The organism is Cytobacillus oceanisediminis 2691 (assembly GCF_000294775.2).
In the GTDB taxonomy this organism is placed as follows: domain Bacteria; phylum Bacillota; class Bacilli; order Bacillales; family Cytobacillaceae; genus Cytobacillus; species Cytobacillus pseudoceanisediminis.
The window spans coordinates 1-26,215 of record NZ_CP015506.1; the positions used below are offsets into that span (position 1 = coordinate 1).

The window sequence follows — 26,215 nt, forward strand, 5'->3', positions numbered from 1 at the left end:
GAAATTCCACTTTACTTCCTTATTATATATTTTTCCACATAAACAGTTTCGTATATTTATAAACTTAAGGGTTATACAGCGTGTATAACCTATCGTTTTTGTGGCTCGAAACAAAGAAAAGCGAGGGGGGCCTTCAAAAGGCACCGGAGCTGGACAGTAATCTAAATTCCCAAATATAGATGGAAAAGGAGGGATATCATTGGAAAACATTGCGGATCTTTGGAATAATGCTCTGGCCAATATTGAGAAGAAAATCAGCAAACCAAGTTTTGATACATGGCTAAAATCGACAAAAGCGCATTCTCTGCAGGGAGACACTTTAATCGTTAAGGCCCCGAATGAGTTTGCCCGTGACTGGCTTGAAGAGCGTTATTCCCAGCTGATCTCCGGAATTCTTTATGACATTACCGGTGAAGAATTAGGAGTAAAATTCATCATTCCGCAAAATCAAAGTGAAGAAGAAGTCGATTTTCCTCTTCCGCCAAAAAAGAAAAAGCCGGAGGAAGAACAGCCTGAACTGCCATTAACGATGCTGAATCCGAAGTATACATTCGACACGTTTGTCATCGGGTCCGGAAACCGCTTCGCCCACGCAGCTTCACTTGCTGTAGCCGAGGCACCGGCCAAGGCATACAATCCTTTATTTATTTACGGGGGAGTTGGACTCGGAAAAACTCACCTTATGCATGCAATCGGCCATTATGTATTAGATCATAATCCATCAGCTAAAGTCGTATACTTATCTTCCGAGAAATTTACAAATGAATTCATTAACTCGATCCGAGATAACAAAGCGGGTGATTTCCGCGATAAATATCGAAATGTGGATGTTCTTCTTATCGATGATATTCAGTTTTTGGCTGGAAAAGAACAGACGCAGGAAGAATTTTTCCATACTTTTAATACATTGCATGAAGAAAGCAAGCAGATCATCATCTCAAGTGACCGTCCTCCAAAAGAAATTCCGACATTGGAAGACAGGCTTCGCTCCAGATTTGAATGGGGCCTTATTACAGATATAACTCCGCCGGACCTGGAAACGCGAATCGCGATTCTCCGCAAAAAGGCCAAAGCGGAGGGACTTGATATTCCTAATGAGGTTATGCTGTACATTGCCAATCAGATTGATTCCAACATCCGTGAGCTTGAGGGCGCTCTGATTCGTGTAGTAGCTTATTCCTCTTTAATAAATAAAGATATTAATGCAGATCTTGCGGCAGAAGCATTAAAGGATATTATTCCAAGCTCCAAACCGAAGGTCATTACGATCCATGAAATTCAAAGGGTAGTTGGGGAACACTTTAACGTAAAGCTTGAGGACTTTAAGGCGAAGAAACGAACAAAGTCTGTCGCATTCCCCCGTCAGATTGCCATGTATCTCTCAAGGGAATTAACCGACTTTTCTCTTCCAAAAATAGGGGAGGAATTTGGCGGAAGGGACCACACGACCGTCATTCATGCCCATGAAAAAATTTCAAAGATGCTTCAGGCAGATTCGCAATTTGAGAAGCAGCTGAAAGAAATCAATGAAATGCTCAAGGTATAATGTGTATAACTTGACCAAACTTACACACAGTCTGTCCACATGTGGATAGGCTGTGTTTCCTTTCGAAAAATGCAGTTATCCACATACTAACAGGCCCTACTAGTACTTCTACTATTTTTTTATAAAAAATATATATATATTCAATACGCCATTAAAATATGCTTGGAGGATTTAAAAAATGAGATTTATTATCCAGCGCGACCGTTTGGTCCAAAGCGTCCAGGATGTTATGAAAGCTGTAACAAGCAGAACGACTATTCCCATCTTAACGGGAATTAAAATCGTTGCATCTGAAGAAGGGGTCACATTAACGGGAAGCGACTCTGATATTTCAATCGAATCTTTTATACCTAAAGAAGAAGCCGGAGATGAAATCGTCGAGATCAAACAGGCTGGTGCTATTGTGCTCCAAGCGAAGTTCTTCAGCGAAATCGTTAAGAAGCTACCGACTGACACTGTAGAGATCAGCGTTGAAAACCATTTGCAGACAGTCATCCGTTCAGGTAAATCCGAATTCAATCTTAATGGTCTGGATGCTGAGGAATATCCTCATCTGCCTCAAATCGAGGAAGAGAATGTGTTTAAAATTCCTACAGACTTATTAAAAGCAATGGTTCGCCAAACGGTATTCGCAGTGTCCACCTCAGAAACACGCCCTATCTTGACAGGTGTAAACTGGAAGGTGGAAAACGGGACATTAACCTGTATTGCAACAGATAGTCATAGGCTAGCCTTAAGAAAAGCTCAAATCGAAACAAATGCCAGCGAAAGCTACAATGTAGTCATTCCAGGAAAAAGCTTAAGTGAGTTAAGCAAAATTCTTGATGACAACAATGATTTAATCGATATCGTTATTACCGAAAACCAGGTTCTCTTTAAGGCCGAACATCTGCTGTTCTTCTCAAGGCTGCTGGAAGGAAATTACCCGGATACATCCAGATTGATCCCTTCAGACAGCAAAACAGATGTTATCGTCAATACAAAGGAGTTCCTGCAGGCTATTGACCGTGCATCTTTATTGGCGAAAGAAGGCCGAAACAATGTGGTCAAACTATCAACAATTGATGGCGGTGTAATCGAAATTTCATCCAACACTCCTGAAATTGGAAAAGTTGTCGAAGAAGTGCAGAGCAAATCCATAGAAGGCGAAGAATTAAAAATCTCCTTTAGCGCGAAATTCATGATGGATGCCCTAAAAGCACTTGAAGGCTCTGAAATTACAATCAGCTTCACCGGCGCTATGAGACCATTTATCATCAAACCTTTAAACGATGAATCAATACTGCAATTGATCCTGCCAGTAAGGACGTATTAAGAAAAAAAGCTGCCGGTTGTGCCGGCGGCTTACTTTTTTTGGTGAAGCAGATATCTAAAACTGTCCCCCTGTCTGCAAGAATATTGGCCAATTGCAGGGGAATAATGAAAATAACCAGCTGCAGGCGAGTTTTCTTTGTGTATCTGTGATTTATTTAGTAAAATAGAATATTAGATACCATTCTGAAATTGTTTTGCCAAAGTGCAGAAATCACTGCAGCACTTTAAGTCGGACAATGGAAAAGAGTGAAAATATGACGGAAATTCAAATTGATACAGAATATATTACGCTGGGCCAATTTTTAAAAGCCGCTGATGTGATTCAAACAGGCGGGATGGCCAAATGGTTCCTGAGTGAATACGAAGTCTTCGTCAATGGGGAACAGGATCAAAGACGGGGAAGAAAGCTAAGAACCGGGGATAAAATCGAAATTCCGGATGTGGGTGAATTTACGATCGTCTAGCCCGCTAAGTAAATTAATTAAAAAGTTTATAATTTTGAATTTCGATAACTGTCTAGCTCCGGCGCCTACCCCCTCGAGGTCACAAGCCAATCCTCCCAAAAAGGCAAAGAACGCCTTTTCTAGAGGCTCGTCTTGTGCTTGTCGTGGGTGGCAAGGCGGCTCCGCTTTTCTTATTATCTAAAAGGATGTAGCGTCTATGCATATAGAGCAGTTGCTATTAAAAAATTACCGGAATTACGAAGAGCTTGAAGTTAATTTCGAAAATAAAGTGAATGTAATTTTGGGAGAGAATGCCCAGGGAAAAACAAATGTCATGGAATCGATCTATGTCCTGGCCATGGCAAAGTCCCATCGGACATCAAATGACAAAGATCTTATTCGCTGGGATCAGGAATATGCTAAAATAGAAGGAAGGGTCCAAAAAAGGCAAGGATCCCTGCCCATGCAATTAGTCATCAGCAAAAAAGGCAAAAAAGCCAAATGCAATCATATAGAGCAGCAGAAATTAAGCCAGTATGTCGGCAATATGAATGTTGTGATGTTCGCGCCTGAAGATCTCCACCTTGTGAAAGGGAGCCCTCAAATAAGGCGTCGTTTTATTGATATGGAGATTGGGCAGGTTTCACCTGTCTATTTGCATGATATCAGCCAGTATCAGAAAATCCTCCAGCAGCGCAACCACTACCTGAAAATGCTCCAGATCAAAAAGCAGACCGACCATACCATGCTTGAGATTTTAACAGAGCAATTTATTGAAATGGCTGCAAAGATTGTTTCAAAGCGTTATGAGTTCCTCAGACTCCTCGAGAATTGGGCACAGCCGATTCATGAAGGAATTTCAAGAGGGCTTGAAACCTTGAAAATTGAGTACAAGCCTTCTGCCGAGGTATCAGAAGAACAAGATTTGTCGAAAATGGTTAAAGTATACCAGGATAAATTTGCGAAAGTGAAAAACAGGGAAATAGACCGCGGTGTCACCATGTTTGGACCGCATCGCGATGACCTGATTTTCCATGTGAACGGGCGAGATGTGCAAACATTCGGTTCACAGGGGCAGCAAAGAACGACAGCTTTGTCGGTTAAGCTTGCCGAAATCGAACTGATCCATTCTGAAATTGGAGAATATCCCATTCTGCTGCTGGATGACGTCCTCTCGGAATTGGATGATTATCGCCAATCCCATTTATTAAATACCATTCAAGGAAAAGTACAGACGTTTGTCACTACTACGAGCGTTGATGGAATAGACCACCAGACGCTTAAAGAAGCAGCAGCGTTCAGTGTTGAGGCAGGGAGAATCAAGAAGATTCAGTGAGGTGATCGCATGTACATCCATATAGGTGAAGATGTGTTGGTCCGGGCAAGGGATATTGTCGCCATTATTGATAAAGAAACAGCCCTTGCTTCCGAGTATGCGGAAGAACGTAAGGAGGACCTGGAGGAGTCAGTAGTGAACCTCGCAAAAGGTTCCTATAAATCTGTGGTTGTCACAACAGAAAAGATCTATTTTTCTCCGCTATCCTCAGGTACATTAAAAAAACGATCCCATAAATTAAGTGTTCACGAATTTTAAAGAAATGCAGGACTGCCGGAAGAACTTCCCTGATGGAACGAAAGGCAAGTCAGTGAAAACTACAGTTTGGCTCATCTTAAAGCCAGGCTTTTTTATAGATTAGTGAAATGGAAAGTGTAGGTGACCGATGTGGCAATGGAGCAAAAGGCAGTGCAGGAACAATCCTATGATGAGAATCAGATACAGGTACTGGAAGGTCTGGAAGCAGTTCGGAAGCGTCCGGGAATGTATATCGGTTCAACAAGTGCCAAAGGGCTTCACCATCTTGTTTGGGAAATAGTCGATAATAGTATTGATGAAGCACTGGCAGGCTACTGTTCTGAAATCAATGTGATTATCGAAAAGGATAATAGTATTACGGTAGTGGATAACGGACGCGGTATTCCAGTCGGAATCCACGAAAAAATGGGACGACCGGCAGTAGAAGTCATTATGACGGTTCTGCATGCAGGCGGTAAATTCGGAGGCGGAGGATATAAGGTTTCCGGTGGTCTGCATGGTGTTGGTGCTTCTGTAGTTAATGCTCTCTCAACTGTGCTCGAAGTATTTGTTCATCGTGATGGACAGAAATATTATCAGAAGTTTGAGCGCGGAGTCCCTAGTGCCGATCTGGAAGTGATTGGGGAAACGGATCATACTGGAACAACCATCCATTTTAAGCCGGACAGTGAAATCTTCACTGAAACGCTTGAATATGATTATGAAACACTTGCAAATCGAATCCGTGAATTGGCATTCCTAAACAGAGGATTAAAGATCACGATTGAGGACAAGCGTGAAGAAAACAAGAAAAGTGAATATATGTACGAGGGTGGAATTAAATCGTACGTTGAGCATTTGAACAGAACGAAGGAAGTTCTTCATGAAGAGCCTATCTACATTGATGGTGAACGTGAAGGCATCACTGTTGAAGTATCCATCCAGTATAATGATGGATTTACAAGCAATATCTATTCTTTTGCCAATAATATTCACACCTATGAAGGCGGTACGCATGAATCCGGCTTTAAGACAGCCTTAACAAGGGTTATCAACGACTATGCACGCAAGAATGGCGTCTTTAAAGAGAGTGACGCAAACCTTTCCGGTGAAGATGTCCGTGAAGGCTTAACGGCTATTGTATCCGTTAAACATCCTGATCCTCAGTTTGAAGGGCAGACGAAAACGAAGCTTGGAAACTCAGAGGTGCGTGCAGCAACCGATACAATTTTCTCTGAAGCTCTTGAAAAATTCATGCTCGAAAATCCGACGGTAGCCAGAAAAATTGTTGAAAAAGGGCTTATGGCAGCACGAGCAAGACTGGCCGCCAAAAAAGCAAGGGAGCTTACAAGAAGAAAGAGTGCTCTTGAAGTATCCAGCTTGCCTGGTAAACTCGCTGACTGTTCATCTAAAGATCCTTCTATAAGCGAACTTTATGTGGTTGAGGGTGACTCTGCGGGCGGATCTGCCAAGCAGGGTCGTGACCGTCATTTCCAGGCGATCCTTCCCCTAAGAGGAAAGATCCTGAACGTAGAAAAAGCCCGCCTGGATAAAATCCTGTCCAATAATGAGGTCCGTGCGATTATTACCGCAATCGGAACCGGTATAGGCGAAGATTTTGATATCTCCAGGGCCCGCTATCATAAAATTGTCATCATGACGGATGCAGATGTCGATGGTGCACATATCCGCACGTTATTATTAACGTTCTTTTACCGTTATATGAGGCAGATTATTGAAGCTGGCTATATCTATATTGCCCAGCCGCCTCTTTACAAGATCCAGCAGGGCAAAAAGATTGAATATGCCTATAATGACCGCGAGCTGGATAAGATTCTTGGTGAACTTCCGAGCCAGCCTAAGCCGGGAATTCAGCGTTATAAGGGACTTGGGGAAATGAACCCGGGCCAGCTTTGGGAAACGACAATGAATCCGGAATCAAGAACCCTTCTCCAGGTAAATCTTGAGGATGCCATCGAAGCTGACGAAACGTTTGAAATCCTAATGGGTGACAAAGTAGAGCCTCGCCGGAACTTTATCGAAGAAAATGCGGTTTATGTAAAGAATTTGGATATTTAATTGTAAAAGCAAACCTAAAGCACGGCAGCGCGCCTTCGCTTTCTTTCAGGATAGAGGTTCTCTATCCTGCTTTTACATAATTGGTTTATTCTTTTTATTTAATGCCCCAAGTGCGTCTAATTTATGAAAAAAGCAGAAGCTGTATGGAAAGACCATACAGGTTTCAGCTAAACGAAGTGACAAACGGATGACAGTTCATCCTGCGTCTCTTTAAAGGAGGTTCCTTTAAATGGCCGATACACCGAATTCTCAAGTAAAAGAAATTAATATTAGCCAGGAAATGCGTTCATCATTCCTGGACTATGCCATGAGTGTAATTGTTTCACGTGCCCTTCCGGACGTACGGGATGGTTTAAAGCCGGTTCACCGAAGAATCTTATATGCAATGCATGATTTAGGAATGCATTCTGATAAACCATTTAAAAAATCAGCCCGTATCGTTGGGGAAGTAATCGGTAAATATCACCCGCACGGTGACTCCGCAGTATATGACACGATGGTGCGTATGGCTCAGGATTTCAACTATCGCTATATGCTTGTTGATGGACACGGAAACTTCGGGTCTGTCGATGGTGACGCTGCAGCTGCGATGCGTTATACTGAGGCACGCATGTCCAAAATCTCTATGGAGCTTTTGCGCGATATTAATAAAGACACGATTGATTACCAGGATAACTATGATGGTGCTGAGAAAGAACCAGTTGTTATGCCTGCGCGTTTCCCAAACCTTCTCGTAAACGGAACGTCTGGAATTGCAGTTGGTATGGCGACCAATATTCCGCCACATCAGCTTGGCGAAGTAATTGATGGAGTCCTTGCCATCAGCCAGGAGCCGGATCTCACTGTTCAGGAACTCATGGAAATCATTCCAGGTCCAGACTTCCCGACTGCCGGTCTCATTCTTGGACGGAGCGGCATCCGCAAAGCTTACGAAACAGGCCGCGGTTCCATTACATTAAGGGCCAAAGTGGAAATTGAGCAGAAGTCCAACGGAAAAGAAGTTATCATTGTTAATGAAATTCCTTACCAAGTGAATAAAGCTAAACTGATTGAAAAAATTGCCGAACTGGTTCGGGATAAACGAATTGATGGCATTACCGACCTGCGTGATGAATCAGATCGAAACGGTATGCGCATTGTGATCGAGGTCCGTAAAGATGCTAATGCCAATGTTCTGCTGAACAACCTTTATAAACAGACGGCTCTGCAGACAAGCTTCGGGATAAACCTGCTTGCGCTTGTAGATGGCCAGCCTAAGGTTCTGAATCTCAAACAGTGTCTGCAGCATTATCTGGATCACCAAAAGGTTGTAATCCGCCGCAGAACAGAATTCGAATTGAAAAAGGCAGAAGCCCGTGCACACATTTTGGAAGGTTTAAGGATTGCCCTTGATCATCTGGATGAAGTAATCAACCTTATCCGCAGTTCTCAAACAACCGATATCGCACGTGAAGGCTTAATGACCAAGTTCAATCTTTCTGAAAAGCAGGCCCAGGCGATCCTAGATATGCGTCTCCAGCGTTTGACTGGCTTAGAGCGCGAAAAGATTGAAGACGAATATTCAAGCCTTGTCGCATTGATTGCCGAATTAAAAGCTATTTTGGCTGATGAAGAAAAAGTATTGGAAATTATCCGAGAAGAGTTAACCGAAGTAAAAGAGAGATTCAACGATAAACGCCGTACAGAAATAGTTGCCGGCGGCATCGAACAAATTGAAGACGAAGATCTAATTCCGCGGGAGAATATTGTTCTTACTTTAACTCATAAGGGATACATCAAGCGTCTTCCTGTCTCCACTTACCGTGCCCAAAAACGCGGAGGGCGGGGAATCCAGGGAATGGGAACCAATGAGGATGACTTTGTTGAACACCTCATTACCACTTCCACACACGATACCATCCTTTTCTTCACGAACAAAGGGAAGGTGTATCGCGCTAAAGGGTATGAAATTCCTGAATTCAGCCGTACTGCGAAAGGAATACCAATCATTAACCTTCTTGGAGTGGACAAAGATGAGTGGGTAAATGCAATTATTCCTGTTGAAGAATTTGCCGATGATTGGTTCCTGTTCTTCACCACTAAACAAGGGATTTCCAAGCGTTCACCATTATCATCCTTTGCCAATATCCGTAATAATGGCTTAATTGCCCTGAATCTTCGCGAAGATGATGAATTAATTTCGGTGCGTCTGACAGATGGCAGCAAGGAGATCATTATTGGAACCAGCCATGGCATGCTGATCCGATTCCCAGAAGAAGATGTTCGTTCAATGGGAAGAACAGCTACTGGTGTTAAAGGAATCAGCTTAAGTGCCGGTGATGAAGTTGTTGGGATGGAAGTCCTTGAGGATGACAGCCAGATCCTGATCGTAACCAAAAACGGTTATGGAAAACGCACTCCTGCCGGAGAATACCGTGTTCAGGGAAGAGGCGGTAAAGGAATCAAGACCTGCAACATCACAGATAAGAACGGAAGCCTCGTTTCCATGAAAGCTGTCACAGGAGAAGAAGACGTTATGCTTATTACAACAGGCGGCGTACTAATCCGAATGGCAGTGAACGATATTTCCACTATGGGAAGAAACACGCAAGGTGTCAGACTCATCCGTATAAATGAAGATGCTGACGAAGCGGTATCCACTGTAGCAAAAGTTGAAAAAGAAGAGGAAAAAGATGAAGAAGAATTAACAAAGCCTCTTGAAGATGCCAATTCACTTCCTGAAGAAGAAGTAAATGGAGATAATAGCGAAGAATAAATTTTAAGGAACACAGATTTGTGTTCCTTTTTTTTGTCCAAATAATGTAAAATAGTATAAAAGACTCATTACATATGGGGTGTGGAAATGGTGCGAGTACCAATACAGGAATTAAGAGAGGGCTGTATTTTAACACAGGATGTTTTCAGTTTGACGAATCGCCCTATTATCAGCCAAAAAACAGTGCTGACGAAGGAACTGCTGGATATTATGAAAATATTCCTGATTGATGAAGCGGAAGTTGAAACCACCATGGTTAACGGAAAGCCTTTTGCTTCTGCAGGAAGCTTGGAAGAAGCTGAGGAACTGACAGAATCAAATGAATTAGGTTTTTTAAATACATTCTTAACAGGTGTTCAAAACTTCAAAAGAGAATTTGTGTCCTGGCAATCAGGTCTTCCGGTGGATATTGCAAAAATAAGAAATATTATGATTCCGCTGATTGAAAAAATGGAGAAAAGCCCCTCCGGAATCTTCTCCCTGCATCACCTTTCTACGAATGAAGATTATTTATATCAGCATTCTGTAGCCGTGGGAATGATCAGTGCCTTTATAGGGAAAAAACTGAGTTTGAATAAGGGGGAAATTGTCCAGCTTGCCCTGGGAGGCTGCCTGGCAGATGCAGGTATGGCGAAGATAAACCCATCCATCCTGCATAAAAGCACTTCATTAAACTCCGAAGAATTTGAAGAAATAAAAAGGCATTCAACCCTTAGCTTTAAAATGGTTCAGAATATATCTCTATTAAGAGAAAGCACTAAAATCGGCATTATCCAGCACCATGAGCGGCTGGATGGCAGCGGCTATCCGTTTGGAGAACAAAGCAGCAAAATCAATCAGGCTGGGAGAATCATTGCCGCAGCGGATGCATTTCATGCTATGACCTCTCAAAGACTCTACAGACGGAAACAATCTCCATTTAAAGTGCTTGAAATGCTGATTCAGGATAGCTTCGGCAAATATGACATCCCATCCATTCAAGCTCTGGGTTCCGGCATCATGAACTTTTCCATTGGCAGTATGGTGAAGCTCTCAGATGGCCAGACGGCAGAAATACTTTTTATAGAAGGTAAATCACCTACGAGACCGCTTGTGAAACTGGTAGAAACCGGCGAAATAATTCAGTTAGAGAAAAACCGCCAGTTATATATTGATGAAGTATTAAAATGACTGCATACCGCGGTCTTTTTTATTTGGCTCTGCTAAGACTCGATGCTGAATACAACAGACAAATTAAACAGACCTTACTTTTGAAAAAAGATATAGATTCTATTAAAAAGTGCTTGCAATTAATAGATAAGAGCTGGTATACTAATTCAAGTCAGCAAGAGATGAACATCATCATTTGATGAGATAAAAAAACTTGTTGACATTGATTATCAGAAATGATATATTAATTAAGTCGCCTCAAGCGGCAGATTGATCTTTGAAAACTGAACGAACAAAAACGTCAACGTTAATTCTTTAGTCTTTTTTGAAAAGACAACTTATGAGCTTAATCAACTCTTATATGGAGAGTTTGATCCTGGCTCAGGACGAACGCTGGCGGCGTGCCTAATACATGCAAGTCGAGCGGACAGATGGGAGCTTGCTCCCTGAAGTCAGCGGCGGACGGGTGAGTAACACGTGGGCAACCTGCCTGTAAGACTGGGATAACTCCGGGAAACCGGGGCTAATACCGGATAATTCTTTCCCTCACATGAGGGAAAGCTGAAAGATGGTTTTGGCTATCACTTACAGATGGGCCCGCGGCGCATTAGCTAGTTGGTGAGGTAACGGCTCACCAAGGCAACGATGCGTAGCCGACCTGAGAGGGTGATCGGCCACACTGGGACTGAGACACGGCCCAGACTCCTACGGGAGGCAGCAGTAGGGAATCTTCCGCAATGGACGAAAGTCTGACGGAGCAACGCCGCGTGAGTGATGAAGGTTTTCGGATCGTAAAACTCTGTTGTTAGGGAAGAACAAGTACCGGAGTAACTGCCGGTACCTTGACGGTACCTAACCAGAAAGCCACGGCTAACTACGTGCCAGCAGCCGCGGTAATACGTAGGTGGCAAGCGTTGTCCGGAATTATTGGGCGTAAAGCGCGCGCAGGCGGTTCCTTAAGTCTGATGTGAAAGCCCCCGGCTCAACCGGGGAGGGTCATTGGAAACTGGGGAACTTGAGTGCAGAAGAGAAGAGTGGAATTCCACGTGTAGCGGTGAAATGCGTAGAGATGTGGAGGAACACCAGTGGCGAAGGCGACTCTTTGGTCTGTAACTGACGCTGAGGCGCGAAAGCGTGGGGAGCAAACAGGATTAGATACCCTGGTAGTCCACGCCGTAAACGATGAGTGCTAAGTGTTAGAGGGTTTCCGCCCTTTAGTGCTGCAGCAAACGCATTAAGCACTCCGCCTGGGGAGTACGGCCGCAAGGCTGAAACTCAAAGGAATTGACGGGGGCCCGCACAAGCGGTGGAGCATGTGGTTTAATTCGAAGCAACGCGAAGAACCTTACCAGGTCTTGACATCTCCTGACAACCCTAGAGATAGGGCGTTCCCCTTCGGGGGACAGGATGACAGGTGGTGCATGGTTGTCGTCAGCTCGTGTCGTGAGATGTTGGGTTAAGTCCCGCAACGAGCGCAACCCTTGATCTTAGTTGCCAGCATTCAGTTGGGCACTCTAAGGTGACTGCCGGTGACAAACCGGAGGAAGGTGGGGATGACGTCAAATCATCATGCCCCTTATGACCTGGGCTACACACGTGCTACAATGGATGGTACAAAGGGCTGCGAGACCGCGAGGTTAAGCGAATCCCATAAAACCATTCTCAGTTCGGATTGCAGGCTGCAACTCGCCTGCATGAAGCCGGAATCGCTAGTAATCGCGGATCAGCATGCCGCGGTGAATACGTTCCCGGGCCTTGTACACACCGCCCGTCACACCACGAGAGTTTGTAACACCCGAAGTCGGTGGGGTAACCTTTTGGAGCCAGCCGCCTAAGGTGGGACAGATGATTGGGGTGAAGTCGTAACAAGGTAGCCGTATCGGAAGGTGCGGCTGGATCACCTCCTTTCTAAGGATATTTACATGAAACGTGACGCGTTTTGTTCGTTCAGTTTTGAGAGTTCAACCTCTCACATTTTAATACTTTACCTATTATGTGGGCCTATAGCTCAGCTGGTTAGAGCGCACGCCTGATAAGCGTGAGGTCGATGGTTCGAGTCCATTTAGGCCCACCATCTCATATAATGGGGCCTTAGCTCAGCTGGGAGAGCGCCTGCTTTGCACGCAGGAGGTCAGCGGTTCGATCCCGCTAGGCTCCACCAACCATAACGAATCCATTCGTTATTTTTTGTTCCTTGAAAACTAGATAATGTTAATGAAGAAGCAATAACCGAGTAATCGCCATCTTAGTTTTTTTCTCTTATTTTGAAAATAAGTAAGAGCACAAACCATGAGGACGATGAGCGGCAAGGAGATCAAGGAAGCGACCGAGTGAGCACCGGAGCGTACTTCAGTACGTGAGGAGCGGAGCGAGAGAGCTGACGCAGAGATCCGCAGTCGATCAGCGGCCGAAGTAGGTTAAGTTAGAAAGGGCGCACGGTGAATGCCTTGGCACTAGGAGCCGATGAAGGACGGTACTAACACCGATATGCTTCGGGGAGCTGTAAGTAAGCTTTGATCCGGAGATTTCCGAATGGGGAAACCCCCTATCCGTAATGGGATAGGATCTTTACCTGAATACATAGGGTATAGAAGGCAGACCCGGGGAACTGAAACATCTAAGTACCCGGAGGAAGAGAAAGCAAACGCGATTCCCTGAGTAGCGGCGAGCGAAACGGGATTAGCCCAAACCAAGAGGCTTGCCTCTTGGGGTTGTAGGACACTCTACACGGAGTTACAAAGGAACGAGGTAAATGAACAGGTCTGGAAAGGCCGGCCAGAGAAGGTAAAAGCCCTGTAGTTGAAACTTCGTTCCCTCCAGAGTGGATCCTGAGTACGGCGGGACACGAGAAATCCCGTCGGAAGCAGGGAGGACCATCTCCCAAGGCTAAATACTCCCTAGTGACCGATAGTGAACCAGTACCGTGAGGGAAAGGTGAAAAGCACCCCGGAAGGGGAGTGAAAGAGATCCTGAAACCGTGTGCCTACAAGTAGTTAGAGCCCGTTAATGGGTGATAGCGTGCCTTTTGTAGAATGAACCGGCGAGTTACGATTACATGCGAGGTTAAGTTGATGAGACGGAGCCGCAGCGAAAGCGAGTCTGAATAGGGCGAATGAGTATGTGGTCGTAGACCCGAAACCAGGTGATCTACCCATGTCCAGGGTGAAGTCCAGGTAACACTGGATGGAGGCCCGAACCCACGCACGTTGAAAAGTGCGGGGATGAGGTGTGGGTAGCGGAGAAATTCCAATCGAACTTGGAGATAGCTGGTTCTCTCCGAAATAGCTTTAGGGCTAGCCTCATGTAGTAAGAGTCTTGGAGGTAGAGCACTGTTTGGACTAGGGGCCCCCATCGGGTTACCGAATTCAGACAAACTCCGAATGCCAAAGACTTATCCATGGGAGTCAGACTGCGAGTGATAAGATCCGTAGTCAAGAGGGAAACAGCCCAGACCACCAGCTAAGGTCCCAAAGTATACGTTAAGTGGAAAAGGATGTGGAGTTGCTTAGACAACCAGGATGTTGGCTTAGAAGCAGCCACCATTTAAAGAGTGCGTAATAGCTCACTGGTCGAGTGACTCCGCGCCGAAAATGTACCGGGGCTAAACGTATCACCGAAGCTGTGGATTGACATCTTACGATGTCAGTGGTAGGAGAGCGTTCTAAGGGCGTTGAAGCGGGATCGCAAGGACCCGTGGAGCGCTTAGAAGTGAGAATGCCGGTATGAGTAGCGAAAGATGGGTGAGAATCCCATCCACCGAATGCCTAAGGTTTCCTGAGGAAGGCTCGTCCGCTCAGGGTTAGTCGGGACCTAAGCCGAGGCTGAAAAGCGTAGGCGATGGACAACAGGTTGATATTCCTGTACCACCTCTTTACCGTTTGAGCAATGGGGGGACGCAGGAGGATAGGGTAAGCACGCTGCTGGATTAGCGTGTCCAAGCAGTTAGGCCGGTAACGAGGCAAATCCCGTTACCACACAGGCTGAGCTGTGACGGCGAGGGAAATTTAGTACCGAAGTTCCTGATTCCACACTGCCAAGAAAAGCCTCTAGCGAGGGAAAAGGTGCCCGTACCGCAAACCGACACAGGTAGGCGAGGAGAGAATCCTAAGGTGAGCGAGAGAACTCTCGTTAAGGAACTCGGCAAAATGACCCCGTAACTTCGGGAGAAGGGGTGCTCATTAGGGTGAATAGCCCTGATGAGCCGCAGTGAATAGGCCCAGGCGACTGTTTAGCAAAAACACAGGTCTCTGCGAAGCCGCAAGGCGAAGTATAGGGGCTGACGCCTGCCCGGTGCTGGAAGGTTAAGAGGAGAGGTTAGCGCAAGCGAAGCTTTGAATCGAAGCCCCAGTAAACGGCGGCCGTAACTATAACGGTCCTAAGGTAGCGAAATTCCTTGTCGGGTAAGTTCCGACCCGCACGAAAGGCGTAACGATCTGGGCACTGTCTCAACGAGAGACTCGGTGAAATTATAGTACCTGTGAAGATGCAGGTTACCCGCGACAGGACGGAAAGACCCCGTGGAGCTTTACTGTAGCCTGATATTGAATTTTGGTACAGCTTGTACAGGATAGGTAGGAGCCTGAGAAGCCGGAGCGCCAGCTTCGGTGGAGGCGTCGGTGGGATACTACCCTCGCTGTATTGAAATTCTAACCCGCGCCCCTTATCGGGGCGGGAGACAGTGTCAGGTGGGCAGTTTGACTGGGGCGGTCGCCTCCTAAAAAGTAACGGAGGCGCCCAAAGGTTCCCTCAGAATGGTTGGAAATCATTCGCAGAGTGTAAAGGCACAAGGGAGCTTGACTGCGAGACCTACAAGTCGAGCAGGGACGAAAGTCGGGCTTAGTGATCCGGTGGTTCCGCATGGAAGGGCCATCGCTCAACGGATAAAAGCTACCCCGGGGATAACAGGCTTATCTCCCCCAAGAGTCCACATCGACGGGGAGGTTTGGCACCTCGATGTCGGCTCATCGCATCCTGGGGCTGTAGTCGGTCCCAAGGGTTGGGCTGTTCGCCCATTAAAGCGGTACGCGAGCTGGGTTCAGAACGTCGTGAGACAGTTCGGTCCCTATCCGTCGTGGGCGCAGGAAATTTGAGAGGAGCTGTCCTTAGTACGAGAGGACCGGGATGGACGCACCGCTGGTGTACCAGTTGTCTTGCCAAAGGCATCGCTGGGTAGCTATGTGCGGAAGGGATAAGTGCTGAAAGCATCTAAGCATGAAGCCCCCCTCGAGATGAGATTTCCCATAGCGTCAAGCTAGTAAGATCCCTGAAAGATGATCAGGTTGATAGGTCAGAGGTGGAAGCGTGGCGACATGTGGAGCTGACTGATACTAATCGATCGAGGACTTAACCAAAACGAAAAGCGGAGGCGACTGTTCAACTTTGAGAGACGTTGGAGAGCCGGCCATTCAAATCCTGGTTTTGGGATTTGGAGGGACGGATCGAAACGGCCGAGAGGTTAGGAGCCGAAGCTAGACAAGTCATTGGTGAATACTCGGCAAATGCTTCTTCATACATTATCTAGTTTTGAGGGAACGAAGTTTCTTCAACCAAATAGTCCGGTGGCGATAGCGAGAAGGTCACACCCGTTCCCATACCGAACACGGAAGTTAAGCTTCTCAGCGCCGATGGTAGTTGGGGGCTGTCCCCCTGTGAGAGTAGGACGCTGCCGGGCATATGAAAGAGCACCTGATGGGTGCTCTTTTTTTGTATGTGGATGATTTATTAATCCAAATATCTTCTTACTCATCTTTTTATGAAAAATGCATATATGCGTCATTTCAGCTAAAAAAATGCGCCACTTTCACTCATATATGTGCCAAAATTAAATGATATGCGCCACTCTTTATTCCGCCGTCTGTTTTAAAAGTCAAATCTGTTTGCAGCAAAGATGAAGTGTGCCAAATGTGAAATAAAAATCAAAACATGCGAGATAAAATCGAATTCCTGCTAGTTAAATCAAAAACCTGTTACATAAAATCCAATACATGATGGATCAAATCCGATTCATGCCAGATAAGCCCTACGGAATGCCTCAGATAAATCCCCAGTCTACAAGTAAGCATCCTTCCACTCCGCTATCCCTAAATTGCCCGCAAAAATCAGGTTACACATGCACAAGAAATCCGCGATCACTATCATCTTCCAGCTGCTTAGTGTTTCTTATCAGCCAAATATTGATAAATCAGATATGGCCCCTTTGAGGATGTAATCTGTAGAAAAGTCTGAATAAAAGGATAGTCTTTATTAGGCATCATTTTGATGAGTTCGCTCCACCATTCTGTTTCGTAGCGGGCAATCATGCTTAAATTATACAGCAGCAGGAAATGAATAAGAAGTTCAGGAAAATCAATCAGACCGTCTTTAGCAAGCGGAAAGAAAAACTTTCCGGCATCAAGACTATATCTTAAGGGCTTATAATTATATGTATTCAAGTTTTTTGCAGAAAATTTAAGGTCTAATCCCGCTGACTCCTGAAAGCATATATTAAAGTCTGATTTTGACTGCAGGTATTCAACAAAGCGGGACTCGGTCATATGAAAGCGATCGAGGATCATTCTTGGCAAAATGAATACATCCTTTTCCAGCTCTGCTTCAAGAAAAGTAGTTCGGCCCTCTGTCTGGCTGTACAAATAGTTAAGCTCGGGAATTTGGCCAAATAACTCTCCCATCGTTGTTTTTTCGCCTTCCAAATGTTTCATGTGGAACAATTTTTCTCCCATATAGGGGAAAAGCCCGCTTTTTTGAAATTTCACTTCGTCCTGAAAAAAATTATATTGCTGCTTTTTTCTTTTCCTGGTGGAGACCCCGTGTGCCAAAACAGAAGTGGTTTCCGGATAATTAGGGTCTACTGTCAGAATGCAGGCCTTCACAAGGTGAACAAGTCCATAAAAAAAGAGAATCGGCTTGATAACCAATGGTGCCTTCTCTGCCTGCTCGTAGTATACTTGTCCGTGTTCTAGATAGTATATAAAAGGGTAACTGTTTTCATAGCTCTTTTGTTCAGCCTGATCCAGGTTTTGCTTTTGGTAGCATTTCTTTAAAAATTCCTGAGAAGTGTTCGCAGAAAAGAAGTATAAAAAGGAGTTTTTAAGGTCAAATGAATGTATCACAGTGAAACCTCCGAATCTTTTGAAAAATCCAACATATTAATCCGTCCTTGACAGTATTTTGTCCAATTGATAACCTACTAATAATATTTTCGAGTCCAGGAGGTCAAAAAAGATGTGGGAAACTAAGTTTGCAAAAGAAGGTTTAACTTTTGATGATGTTTTACTGGTTCCATCGAAATCAGAGGTGCTTCCTCGTGATGTCAGCCTTAAAGTAAATTTGACTGAAAAGATTGCACTCAACATTCCAGTAATCAGTGCCGGAATGGATACGGTAACTGAAGCTGAAATGGCGATCGCTATGGCTCGCCAGGGCGGTTTGGGGGTTATCCATAAGAACATGTCCATTGAACAGCAGGCTGATCAGGTGGATAAAGTAAAGCGTTCAGAAAGCGGCGTTATTACTGACCCATTCTTTCTAACTCCAGAACAGCAGGTATTTGACGCAGAGCATTTAATGGGCAAGTACCGGATTTCCGGTGTGCCAATCGTTAATAATAATGAGGAACAAAAGCTTGTCGGCATTCTGACTAACCGTGACCTCCGATTCATTCAGGACTATTCGATAAAAATTTCCGATGTGATGACAAAAGAAAATCTTGTAACAGCTCCAGTTGGTACCACTTTGGATGAGGCAGAAAAAATTCTGCAGCAGCATAAAATTGAAAAATTGCCGCTAGTGGATGATGAAGGTGTTTTAAAAGGTTTAATTACCATTAAGGATATTGAAAAAGTAATTGAGTTTCCAAACTCGGCAAAAGATGAGCGCGGACGCCTGCTGGCAGGTGCAGCGGTCGGCGTAACCGGCGACACGATGAAGCGTGTTGAAATGCTAGTTAAATCACATGTAGATGTCATCGTAGTGGATACAGCACATGGACATTCAAAAGGGGTGCTTGATACCGTACGCGAAATCCGGAACGCTTATCCGGACCTGGCCATTATTGCCGGTAACGTGGCAACAGCTGAAGCGACAAAGGATTTGATTGAAGCAGGCGCAGATATCGTGAAAGTGGGAATCGGGCCTGGATCCATTTGTACAACACGTGTTGTTGCAGGTGTAGGTGTACCGCAAATTACAGCTGTATATGATTGTGCAACAGAAGCACGCAAGCATGGCAAATCAATCATCGCCGATGGCGGAATCAAATATTCAGGAGATATCGTGAAAGCATTGGCAGCAGGCGGACATGCCGTTATGCTTGGAAGCCTTCTTGCAGGTGTTTCTGAAAGCCCTGGCGAAACGGAAATTTTCCAGGGACGCCGATTCAAGGTATACAGAGGAATGGGTTCTGTTGCAGCCATGGAAAAAGGTTCAAAAGACCGTTACTTCCAGGAAGATAATAAAAAGTTTGTTCCAGAGGGAATCGAAGGGCGCATTGCTTATAAAGGGCCTTTAGCCGATACCATCTACCAGCTTGTCGGCGGTATCCGTTCTGGAATGGGCTATTGCGGAACAAAGGATCTTCACGACCTCCGTGAAAATGCCCAATTTATTAAAATGACTGGTGCAGGCCTAAGAGAAAGTCATCCTCATGATGTGCAGATCACAAAAGAGGCGCCAAACTACTCACTATAATCAATACAAAGCAGAAGAGGGAAACCTTTTCTGCTTTTTTTTCGTCTCTGATAAAGATGATGGCAGTTTTTTAGCATCCTGCAGCGGAAATCATAGCCAGTTTAACAGAGTCATTTTATCCTAAAATATCCTGGGATCAAACCTAGGAAAATACTAATGCATAACTATGGGACAATCATGCCACGGGGCAGGCAGGAATAGGTAATTACTCTATCTATTCTTTGCACCAGAGTTATGATAAAATAACAAAAGTGTATTAAAACGTTGGAGGGCAGTAAATTGAAGAAAACATTTTACCGTAAGTCTATCGCTGGATTCCTTGCCTTGGTCATGATATTAGGTCTTTTACCTGGTATACATAAAGCTCATGCAGAAGATATCTTAAACATTAATGCAGATGCTGCTATTTTAGTAGATGCAGAGACCGGAAAAATTTTATATCAAAAAAATGCGGATAAAGTACTGGGCATTGCCAGTATGACTAAAATGATGACAGAATACCTGCTTCTTGAAGCCGTTGAAGAAGGCAAAGTGAAGTGGGACCAGGAATATGCAGTAAGTGAATATGTGTGGAAAGTTTCACAGGATCGCAATTTATCAAATGTCCCATTAAGAAGAGACGGAAAATACAATATCCGTGAATTGTATGAAGCAATGGCGATCTACTCTGCAAATGGTGCAACCATCGCAATTGCAGAAACGATTGCCGGTTCTGAGACAAACTTTGTTAAAATGATGAACGAAAAAGCTGCAGAGCTTGGATTAAAGGATTATAAATTTGTCAATTCCAGCGGTTTAAACAACCGTGATTTAAAGGGATCTCCTCCTGCAGGAGGCCCTGAAGAAGAAAACGTGATGTCAGCAAAAGATACAGCGATGCTGGCCAAGGAATTGATTAACCGATTCCCTGAAGTATTGGAAACAGCAAGTACCCCTAGAAAGACGTTCAGAGAGGGTACAGATGATGAAATTAAAATGGAAAACTGGAACTGGATGCTTCCAGAGCTAGTATATGGCTATGAAGGTGCAGATGGCCTTAAAACAGGTACGACTGACTTTGCCGGATACTGCTTTACCGGTACAGCCATGAGAGATGGCAACCGCTACATCAGTGTTGTCATGAACGCTAAAGGTGCGAATGGTCAGGCTACTTACAAATCCAGATTCGATGAAACCAAAAAAATGTTCGACTTTGGTTTCAGCAACTTCACGAAAGAAGAAATCGTTCCTGCCAACTATCAGGTGAAAGGCCACAAAACAGTGCCTGTTACAAAAGGCAAAGAGGACAAAGTAAAGATTTCTTCTAAAGATGCAATCGAAATGGTTGTAAGAAACGGGGAAAAAGAAAACTATAAGCCTGTTCTTGTTATTGATAAAGAGAAATTAAATGAAAACGGCGAATTGACAGCTCCTATTAAAAAAGGAGAAAAAATCGGCTATCTAACGATTGAATCGAAAGAGGACGGGAAGATTGAGTTCTTGTCCGATAAAGGCAAAGGCAATATTCAAGTGGATGTCGTAGCCGCTGAAAGTGTTGAAAAAGCAAACTGGTTCGTGCTGACTATGCGCAGCATCGGCGGTTTCTTCGGGGATGTTTGGGGAAGTGTTTCCTCAACTGTAAAAGGTTGGTTTTAAGAAAAAGGGCTTTCCTGTCTTGACAGGAGCCCTTTTTCATTGCATATTTTCAATAGGGAAAATTCCTAGTAAAATAATCTATTTTCCTTTTTTTGAAAAATGATTTTTATCATAATATTTAACCCATCCAAAGCAGATGGTATTTACGAAGGGGGATAAACATGAAGACAGGTACAGATCGTGTTAAACGGGGAATGGCAGAAATGCAAAAAGGCGGCGTTATTATGGACGTTGTTAACGCCGAGCAGGCAAAAATCGCAGAAGAAGCTGGTGCAGTAGCAGTTATGGCACTTGAACGCGTTCCTTCTGATATCCGTGCAGCCGGCGGTGTGGCACGCATGGCAGATCCGCGTATTATGGAAGAAGTAATGGGTGCAGTTTCAATCCCGGTAATGGCAAAAGCGCGTATCGGCCATATTGTAGAAGCTCGTCTGCTTGAAGCGATGGGTGTCGATTACATAGATGAGAGTGAAGTTTTAACTCCTGCTGATGAAGAATACCATCTTAATAAAAGAGACTACACTGTTCCATTCGTTTGCGGATGCCGTGACTTAGGCGAAGCAGCACGCCGAATTGGTGAAGGTGCTTCCATGCTTCGCACAAAGGGTGAGCCTGGAACTGGAAACATCGTTGAAGCTGTCCGCCATATCCGCAAGGTGAATGCACAGGTGCGCAAGGTTGTCGGCATGAACGAAGATGAATTAATGACGGAAGCTAAGCTTCTGGGAGCGCCATATGAGCTTCTTTTGGAAATCAAGAGCCTTGGACGCCTTCCAGTCGTAAACTTCGCAGCAGGCGGTGTTGCAACACCTGCAGATGCAGCTTTAATGATGGAGCTTGGTGCCGATGGAGTGTTCGTAGGATCAGGCATCTTCAAATCTGAAAACCCTGCGAAATTTGCACGTGCCATTGTGGAAGCAACTACACATTACCAGGACTACAAATTAATTGCTGAACTTTCAAAAGAACTAGGCACACCGATGAAGGGAATTGAAATTTCTTCATTGGCTCCTGAAGCTCGTATGCAGGAGCGCGGCTGGTAAGGAGAATTGAACATGATAAAGGTTGGAGTATTAGGGCTGCAGGGCGCGGTCAGAGAGCATGTTCTTTCTGTAGAAGCATCCGGCGCCGAAGCTGTAGTCATCAAACGCAAAGAGCAGCTTGACGAGGTAGACGGGCTTATCTTGCCTGGCGGCGAAAGCACGACCATGAGACGCTTGATTGATAAATATGATTTTATGGACAGCCTTAAGGAGTTTGCGCAATCAGGAAAGCCGATGTTCGGGACATGTGCAGGCTTAATTCTTCTTGCGAATAATATCATTGGCTATGATGAACCGCATATCGGTGTGATGGACGTCCAGGTGGAAAGAAATTCATTTGGCCGCCAGCGCGAAAGCTTCGAGGCGGATGTTGATATTGCCGGAGTGGCAGAAGATTTTGCAGCTGTATTCATTCGTGCACCGCATATTGTGGAGGCTGGAGAGAATGTTGAAATCCTGGCCAAGCACAATGGCCGGATTGTGGCGGCGCGCGAAGGCAGATTCCTCGGATGCTCATTCCATCCGGAACTAACGGATGACCATCGCCTGACAGGCTATTTCGTTGAAATGATCAAAGAGTCCAAGCAATTAACAATTTGAATATTTTGGTTGCAAATGGAACATAATTGTAGTACATTATGAATTACAAAATTCTTATAGCTGAAAAGCAATGAGAGGAACTAGTAACAGGACTTTGTTCTAAAAGAGAGCCGGTGGCTGGTGGAAACCGGTGAATAAACCCTGTGAATCCATCCTCGAGCAAAGCATGGAACACCCGGTACTACCCGGGAAAAGTAAATGCTTTCGGTTAAAACCGTTATGGATTTAAGGTGGAAAGCTCATGCTTTCAACTAGGGTGGCAACGCGGGTAACTCTCGTCCCTTTTTTGGGGACGGGAGTTTTTTGTGTTTTAAACTATTTTCAGGAGGTACTAAAAAATGCTGGACATTAAGTTTTTAAGAGCCAATTTTGAAGAAGTGAAAAACAAGCTTCAGCACCGTGGCGAAGATTTAACCGATCTTGGAAAATTCGAAGATCTGGATGTAAAAAGACGTGAGCTAATTGTAGAAGCAGAACAGCTGAAGAGCAAAAGAAATGAAGTATCCCAGCAGGTGGCTGCCTTAAAGCGCGAAAAGCAGGATGCAGACCATTTAATCGCTGAAATGAGAGAAGTCGGCGATAAAATCAAGGCATTGGATGAGGAGCTCCGTACAGTCGAGGAGGAATTGGACCAATTGCTGCTGAGCATTCCGAACATTCCGCATGAAAGTGTGCCTGTCGGCGAAACAGAAGATGATAATGTGGAAATCCGCAAATGGGGAGAAGTCCGTGAATTTGATTTCGAGCCAAAGCCGCACTGGGATGTTGCGACAGATCTTGATCTCCTTGATTTCGAACGTGCGAGCAAAGTAACAGGCAGCCGCTTTGTATTCTACAAAGGCCTTGGTGCCCGCCTTGAGCGCGCCTTATTCAACTTCATGCTTGATTTGCACACAGACGAGCATGGCTATAAGGAGGTTCTTCCTCCGTACATGGTTAACCGTGCAAGCATGACAGGAACAGGACAGCTTCCGAAATTCGAGGAAGATGCATTCCTAATTGAAAGCGAAGATTATTTTCTGATTCCAACCGCTGAGGTGCCTGTCACCAATATGCATAGGGAAGAGATTCTGAATGCAGACGAGCTTCCGATAAACTATGCGGCATTTAGTGCATGCTTCCGTTCTGAAGCGGGTTCTGCCGGCCGTGACACTCGCGGGCTTATCCGCCAGCACCAGTTTAACAAAGTCGAGCTTGTGAAATTTGTTAAGCCAGAAGAGTCTTATGAGGAACTTGAAAAGCTGACAGGACACGCGGAAAAAGTCCTTCAGATGCTTGGCCTTCCATACCGTGTGATGAGCATGTGTACGGGTGATCTTGGATTCACAGCTGCGAAGAAATACGATATCGAAGTTTGGATTCCAAGCTATAACACGTATAGAGAAATATCTTCTTGCAGTAACTTTGAAGGATTCCAGGCAAGACGTGCAAATATCCGCTTCCGCCGCGAGGCAAAAGGCAAGCCGGAGCATGTGCACACACTGAATGGATCTGGCCTTGCGATCGGCCGCACGGTGGCAGCTATTCTAGAAAATTATCAGCAGGCTGACGGAAGTGTCATCATTCCGGAGGTATTGCGTCCGTATATGGGCACTCGCGAAGTTATAAAGCCTTAATTGAAGAGCGGGTTTTGATCCGCTCTTTTTTTTATAAAAATAATGTTGACATGCCTATTTAGAAATGATATAGTATTTCTTGTCGATGCGGAGGAATACCCAAGTCTGGCTGAAGGGATCGGTCTTGAAAACCGACAGGCGGGTCAAACCGCGCAGGGGTTCGAATCCCCTTTCCTCCTCCATTTTAATTGACATCTAACACGCGCATAAAAATTGGAGATACATAAAACCGCTGATGATCAGCGGTTTTTTTGTTATATAATTTTTTCATTCTGTTGAAAGTGACCGATAAAAATATTTTTTGGAGGACCGGGGAAAGAATTTCGTCAGCGATTCTCATTTCTGCTAAGTACTCGGGGCCATTAATCAAACAGCAAAAAACCGCCTAAATGGCGGTTATTTTTTTAATAATTGAGTTTGTCTTAAAAAGTAAGAAATGCGCTCTACAATCGGCTCAATGGATTGCTCATTCTGAATGATGTCATAGTCATTGATATTCAGGCGCAGGACCGGGCATGCGTTAAAGCTGTTAATCCAATTTTCATAGCGCTGGTGCATTTCTTCCCAGTAGGAAATAGGTGTCTGCTGCTCCATCGGACGGCCGCGCTCCTGGATGCGGGAAAGAATATCATCAAGGGATCCTTCCAGATAAATAAGCAAATCAGGGTGCGGGAAATAAGGTGTCATCACCATCGCATCAAATAAGCTGGTGTAAGTTTCGTAATCTACCTTTGACATGGTGCCTTTTTCATAATGCATTCTCGCAAATATGCCGGTGTCTTCATAAATGGATCGGTCCTGAACAAAGCCGCCGCCATATTCGAAGATGCGCTTCTGGTCCTTGAACCGTTCCGCCAGGAAGTATACCTGCAGGTGGAAGCTCCAGCGGTTGAAATCTGCATAGAATTTATCCAGGTAAGGGTTCGTATCAACCTTTTCGAAAGAGGTTCGGAACCCCAGTGCGTCCGCAAGCGCATTGGTCATCGTTGATTTTCCGACTCCGACGGTTCCGGCAATCGTGATCACTGCGTTCGAAGGAATCTCGTATTTTTGCCTTAGATTCATAAGTGTATGCTCCTCTTTTTTAATGATGTCGACAATGTATCGAATATATGCATTAAGTCTGATTCATTTTTCACAAAATCCAGCTGATCTCCATTGAAACGGATCACTGGAATATCCGGGTGCTGCCTCTCGAACTCATTCATAGCCGTTTCATAATCAAGGGATAATTGCTCGAGATATAATGGACTGATATTCTTTTCAATTTCACGGCCCCGCAGCTCGATTCGATCGAGCAGTGTTTCAAGGCTTGCATTGAGATAGATAATGACATTCGGCTTTGGCATATCACCTGTCAGAATGTCATAGATCTTCAAATACTTCTGATACTCATTCTGATTTAATGTGCGCTGGGCAAAAATAAGATTCTTGAAAATATGATAATCAGCCACAACAGGCTTTTTTTGAGCAAGGTAGTGATTGTTGATATCAACCAGCTGTTTGTAGCGGTTGCAGAGGAAAAACATTTCAGTCTGAAAGCTCCATTCCTCAATGTTTTCATAGAATTTACCCAAAAAAGGATTTTCATCAACAATTTCTTTTAAGAGTGCATACTGAAATTTTTCAGAAATCGCTTTAGCGAGAGATGTTTTCCCAACGCCAATCGGCCCCTCTACTGTAATAAAAGGTATTCCCCCCATATTGATCGCCCTCCTGCATTGCTTATTTATCTATAGAAACCATTTATAGGTACGTTCCAAAATGACACAAAGCT

The 26,215-nt window shown here is 44.7% G+C and carries 16 protein-coding genes, 3 tRNA genes, 3 rRNA genes and 1 other annotated feature; of the genes, 19 read left to right on the forward strand and 3 right to left on the reverse strand.

Going from position 1 to position 26,215, the window contains the following annotated elements:
• Positions 1-199: 199 nt before the first annotated feature.
• From dnaA to rrf, 13 genes are all read left to right on the forward strand, one after another.
• Positions 200-1,546 carry a chromosomal replication initiator protein DnaA gene (dnaA, locus tag A361_RS00005; protein ID WP_019382472.1) on the forward strand — a complete coding sequence of 449 codons (1,347 nt, stop codon included), beginning with the start codon at positions 200-202 and terminating at the stop codon, positions 1,544-1,546.
• 178 nt (positions 1,547-1,724) lie between these two features.
• Positions 1,725-2,861 carry a DNA polymerase III subunit beta gene (gene dnaN / locus A361_RS00010; RefSeq protein WP_009332491.1) on the forward strand — a complete coding sequence of 379 codons (1,137 nt, stop codon included), beginning with the start codon at positions 1,725-1,727 and terminating at the stop codon, positions 2,859-2,861.
• A gap of 253 nt (positions 2,862-3,114) precedes the next feature.
• The gene (gene yaaA, locus A361_RS00015; protein ID WP_019382471.1) at positions 3,115-3,324 is read left to right on the forward strand and encodes a S4 domain-containing protein YaaA; all 210 of its coding nucleotides are present in this window, start codon (positions 3,115-3,117) and stop codon (positions 3,322-3,324) included.
• 196 nt (positions 3,325-3,520) lie between these two features.
• Complete coding sequence (gene recF / locus A361_RS00020; protein WP_019382470.1) at positions 3,521-4,639, forward strand: DNA replication/repair protein RecF; 1,119 nt, start codon at positions 3,521-3,523, stop codon at positions 4,637-4,639.
• Between the two features lie 9 nt (positions 4,640-4,648).
• Positions 4,649-4,897 carry an extracellular matrix regulator RemB gene (gene remB, locus A361_RS00025; RefSeq protein WP_009332494.1) on the forward strand — a complete coding sequence of 83 codons (249 nt, stop codon included), beginning with the start codon at positions 4,649-4,651 and terminating at the stop codon, positions 4,895-4,897.
• A 135-nt stretch (positions 4,898-5,032) separates the two neighbouring features.
• Positions 5,033-6,955 carry a DNA topoisomerase (ATP-hydrolyzing) subunit B gene (gyrB, locus tag A361_RS00030; RefSeq protein ID WP_019382469.1) on the forward strand — a complete coding sequence of 641 codons (1,923 nt, stop codon included), beginning with the start codon at positions 5,033-5,035 and terminating at the stop codon, positions 6,953-6,955.
• Between the two features lie 229 nt (positions 6,956-7,184).
• Positions 7,185-9,710: a DNA gyrase subunit A gene (gyrA, locus tag A361_RS00035; protein WP_009332496.1), complete on the forward strand. Its 2,526-nt coding sequence runs from the start codon at positions 7,185-7,187 to the stop codon at positions 9,708-9,710.
• Between the two features lie 87 nt (positions 9,711-9,797).
• On the forward strand, positions 9,798-10,880 hold the full coding sequence (locus A361_RS00040; protein ID WP_019382468.1) for an HD-GYP domain-containing protein: 1,083 nt from the start codon (positions 9,798-9,800) through the stop codon (positions 10,878-10,880).
• A gap of 337 nt (positions 10,881-11,217) precedes the next feature.
• Positions 11,218-12,767 (forward strand): 16S ribosomal RNA (locus A361_RS00050).
• 89 nt (positions 12,768-12,856) lie between these two features.
• Positions 12,857-12,933, forward strand: a tRNA-Ile gene (locus A361_RS00055).
• An 11-nt stretch (positions 12,934-12,944) separates the two neighbouring features.
• A tRNA-Ala gene (locus tag A361_RS00060) sits at positions 12,945-13,020 on the forward strand.
• Between the two features lie 254 nt (positions 13,021-13,274).
• A 23S ribosomal RNA gene (locus A361_RS00065) occupies positions 13,275-16,210 on the forward strand.
• Between the two features lie 203 nt (positions 16,211-16,413).
• Positions 16,414-16,530 (forward strand): 5S ribosomal RNA (gene rrf / locus A361_RS00070).
• Together the 16S, 23S and 5S rRNA genes with 2 tRNA genes alongside form the textbook arrangement of a ribosomal RNA operon.
• Positions 16,531-17,008: 478 nt before the next feature.
• Here the strand turns inward: rrf and A361_RS00075 are convergent.
• Complete coding sequence (locus A361_RS00075; protein WP_019383450.1) at positions 17,009-17,968, reverse strand: YaaC family protein; 960 nt, start codon at positions 17,966-17,968, stop codon at positions 17,009-17,011.
• A 112-nt stretch (positions 17,969-18,080) separates the two neighbouring features.
• Between A361_RS00075 and guaB the strand changes: the two genes are divergently transcribed.
• The 6 genes from guaB (at position 18,081) to A361_RS00105 (ending at position 24,620) form a co-directional block, all read left to right on the forward strand.
• Entirely contained in the window at positions 18,081-19,544 is a 1,464-nt protein-coding gene (gene guaB, locus A361_RS00080; protein ID WP_009336762.1) for an IMP dehydrogenase, read from the forward strand.
• Between the two features lie 330 nt (positions 19,545-19,874).
• Entirely contained in the window at positions 19,875-21,179 is a 1,305-nt protein-coding gene (locus tag A361_RS00085; RefSeq protein WP_236888041.1) for a D-alanyl-D-alanine carboxypeptidase family protein, read from the forward strand.
• 161 nt (positions 21,180-21,340) lie between these two features.
• Positions 21,341-22,222, forward strand: coding sequence for a pyridoxal 5'-phosphate synthase lyase subunit PdxS (gene pdxS / locus A361_RS00090; RefSeq protein WP_009336764.1), 882 nt, complete (start codon positions 21,341-21,343; stop codon positions 22,220-22,222).
• 12 nt (positions 22,223-22,234) lie between these two features.
• On the forward strand, positions 22,235-22,822 hold the full coding sequence (gene pdxT / locus A361_RS00095) for a pyridoxal 5'-phosphate synthase glutaminase subunit PdxT (protein ID WP_009336765.1): 588 nt from the start codon (positions 22,235-22,237) through the stop codon (positions 22,820-22,822).
• A gap of 61 nt (positions 22,823-22,883) precedes the next feature.
• Positions 22,884-23,108 (forward strand) — a binding site (T-box leader).
• Between the two features lie 52 nt (positions 23,109-23,160).
• Positions 23,161-24,438: a serine--tRNA ligase gene (serS, locus tag A361_RS00100; protein ID WP_019383452.1), complete on the forward strand. Its 1,278-nt coding sequence runs from the start codon at positions 23,161-23,163 to the stop codon at positions 24,436-24,438.
• A gap of 89 nt (positions 24,439-24,527) precedes the next feature.
• A tRNA-Ser gene (locus tag A361_RS00105) sits at positions 24,528-24,620 on the forward strand.
• A 214-nt stretch (positions 24,621-24,834) separates the two neighbouring features.
• Here the strand turns inward: A361_RS00105 and A361_RS00115 are convergent.
• Both A361_RS00115 and A361_RS00120 read right to left on the reverse strand, forming a co-directional pair.
• A complete protein-coding gene (locus A361_RS00115) occupies positions 24,835-25,503 on the reverse strand; it encodes a deoxynucleoside kinase (RefSeq protein WP_009336768.1) in 669 nt (222 codons plus the stop codon).
• Positions 25,500-26,141, reverse strand: a complete 642-nt coding sequence (locus A361_RS00120) for a deoxynucleoside kinase (protein WP_009336769.1) — start codon at positions 26,139-26,141, stop codon at positions 25,500-25,502. Before A361_RS00120 ends, A361_RS00115 begins: the two co-directional genes overlap by 4 nt.
• Between the last annotated feature and the right edge of the window lie 74 nt (positions 26,142-26,215).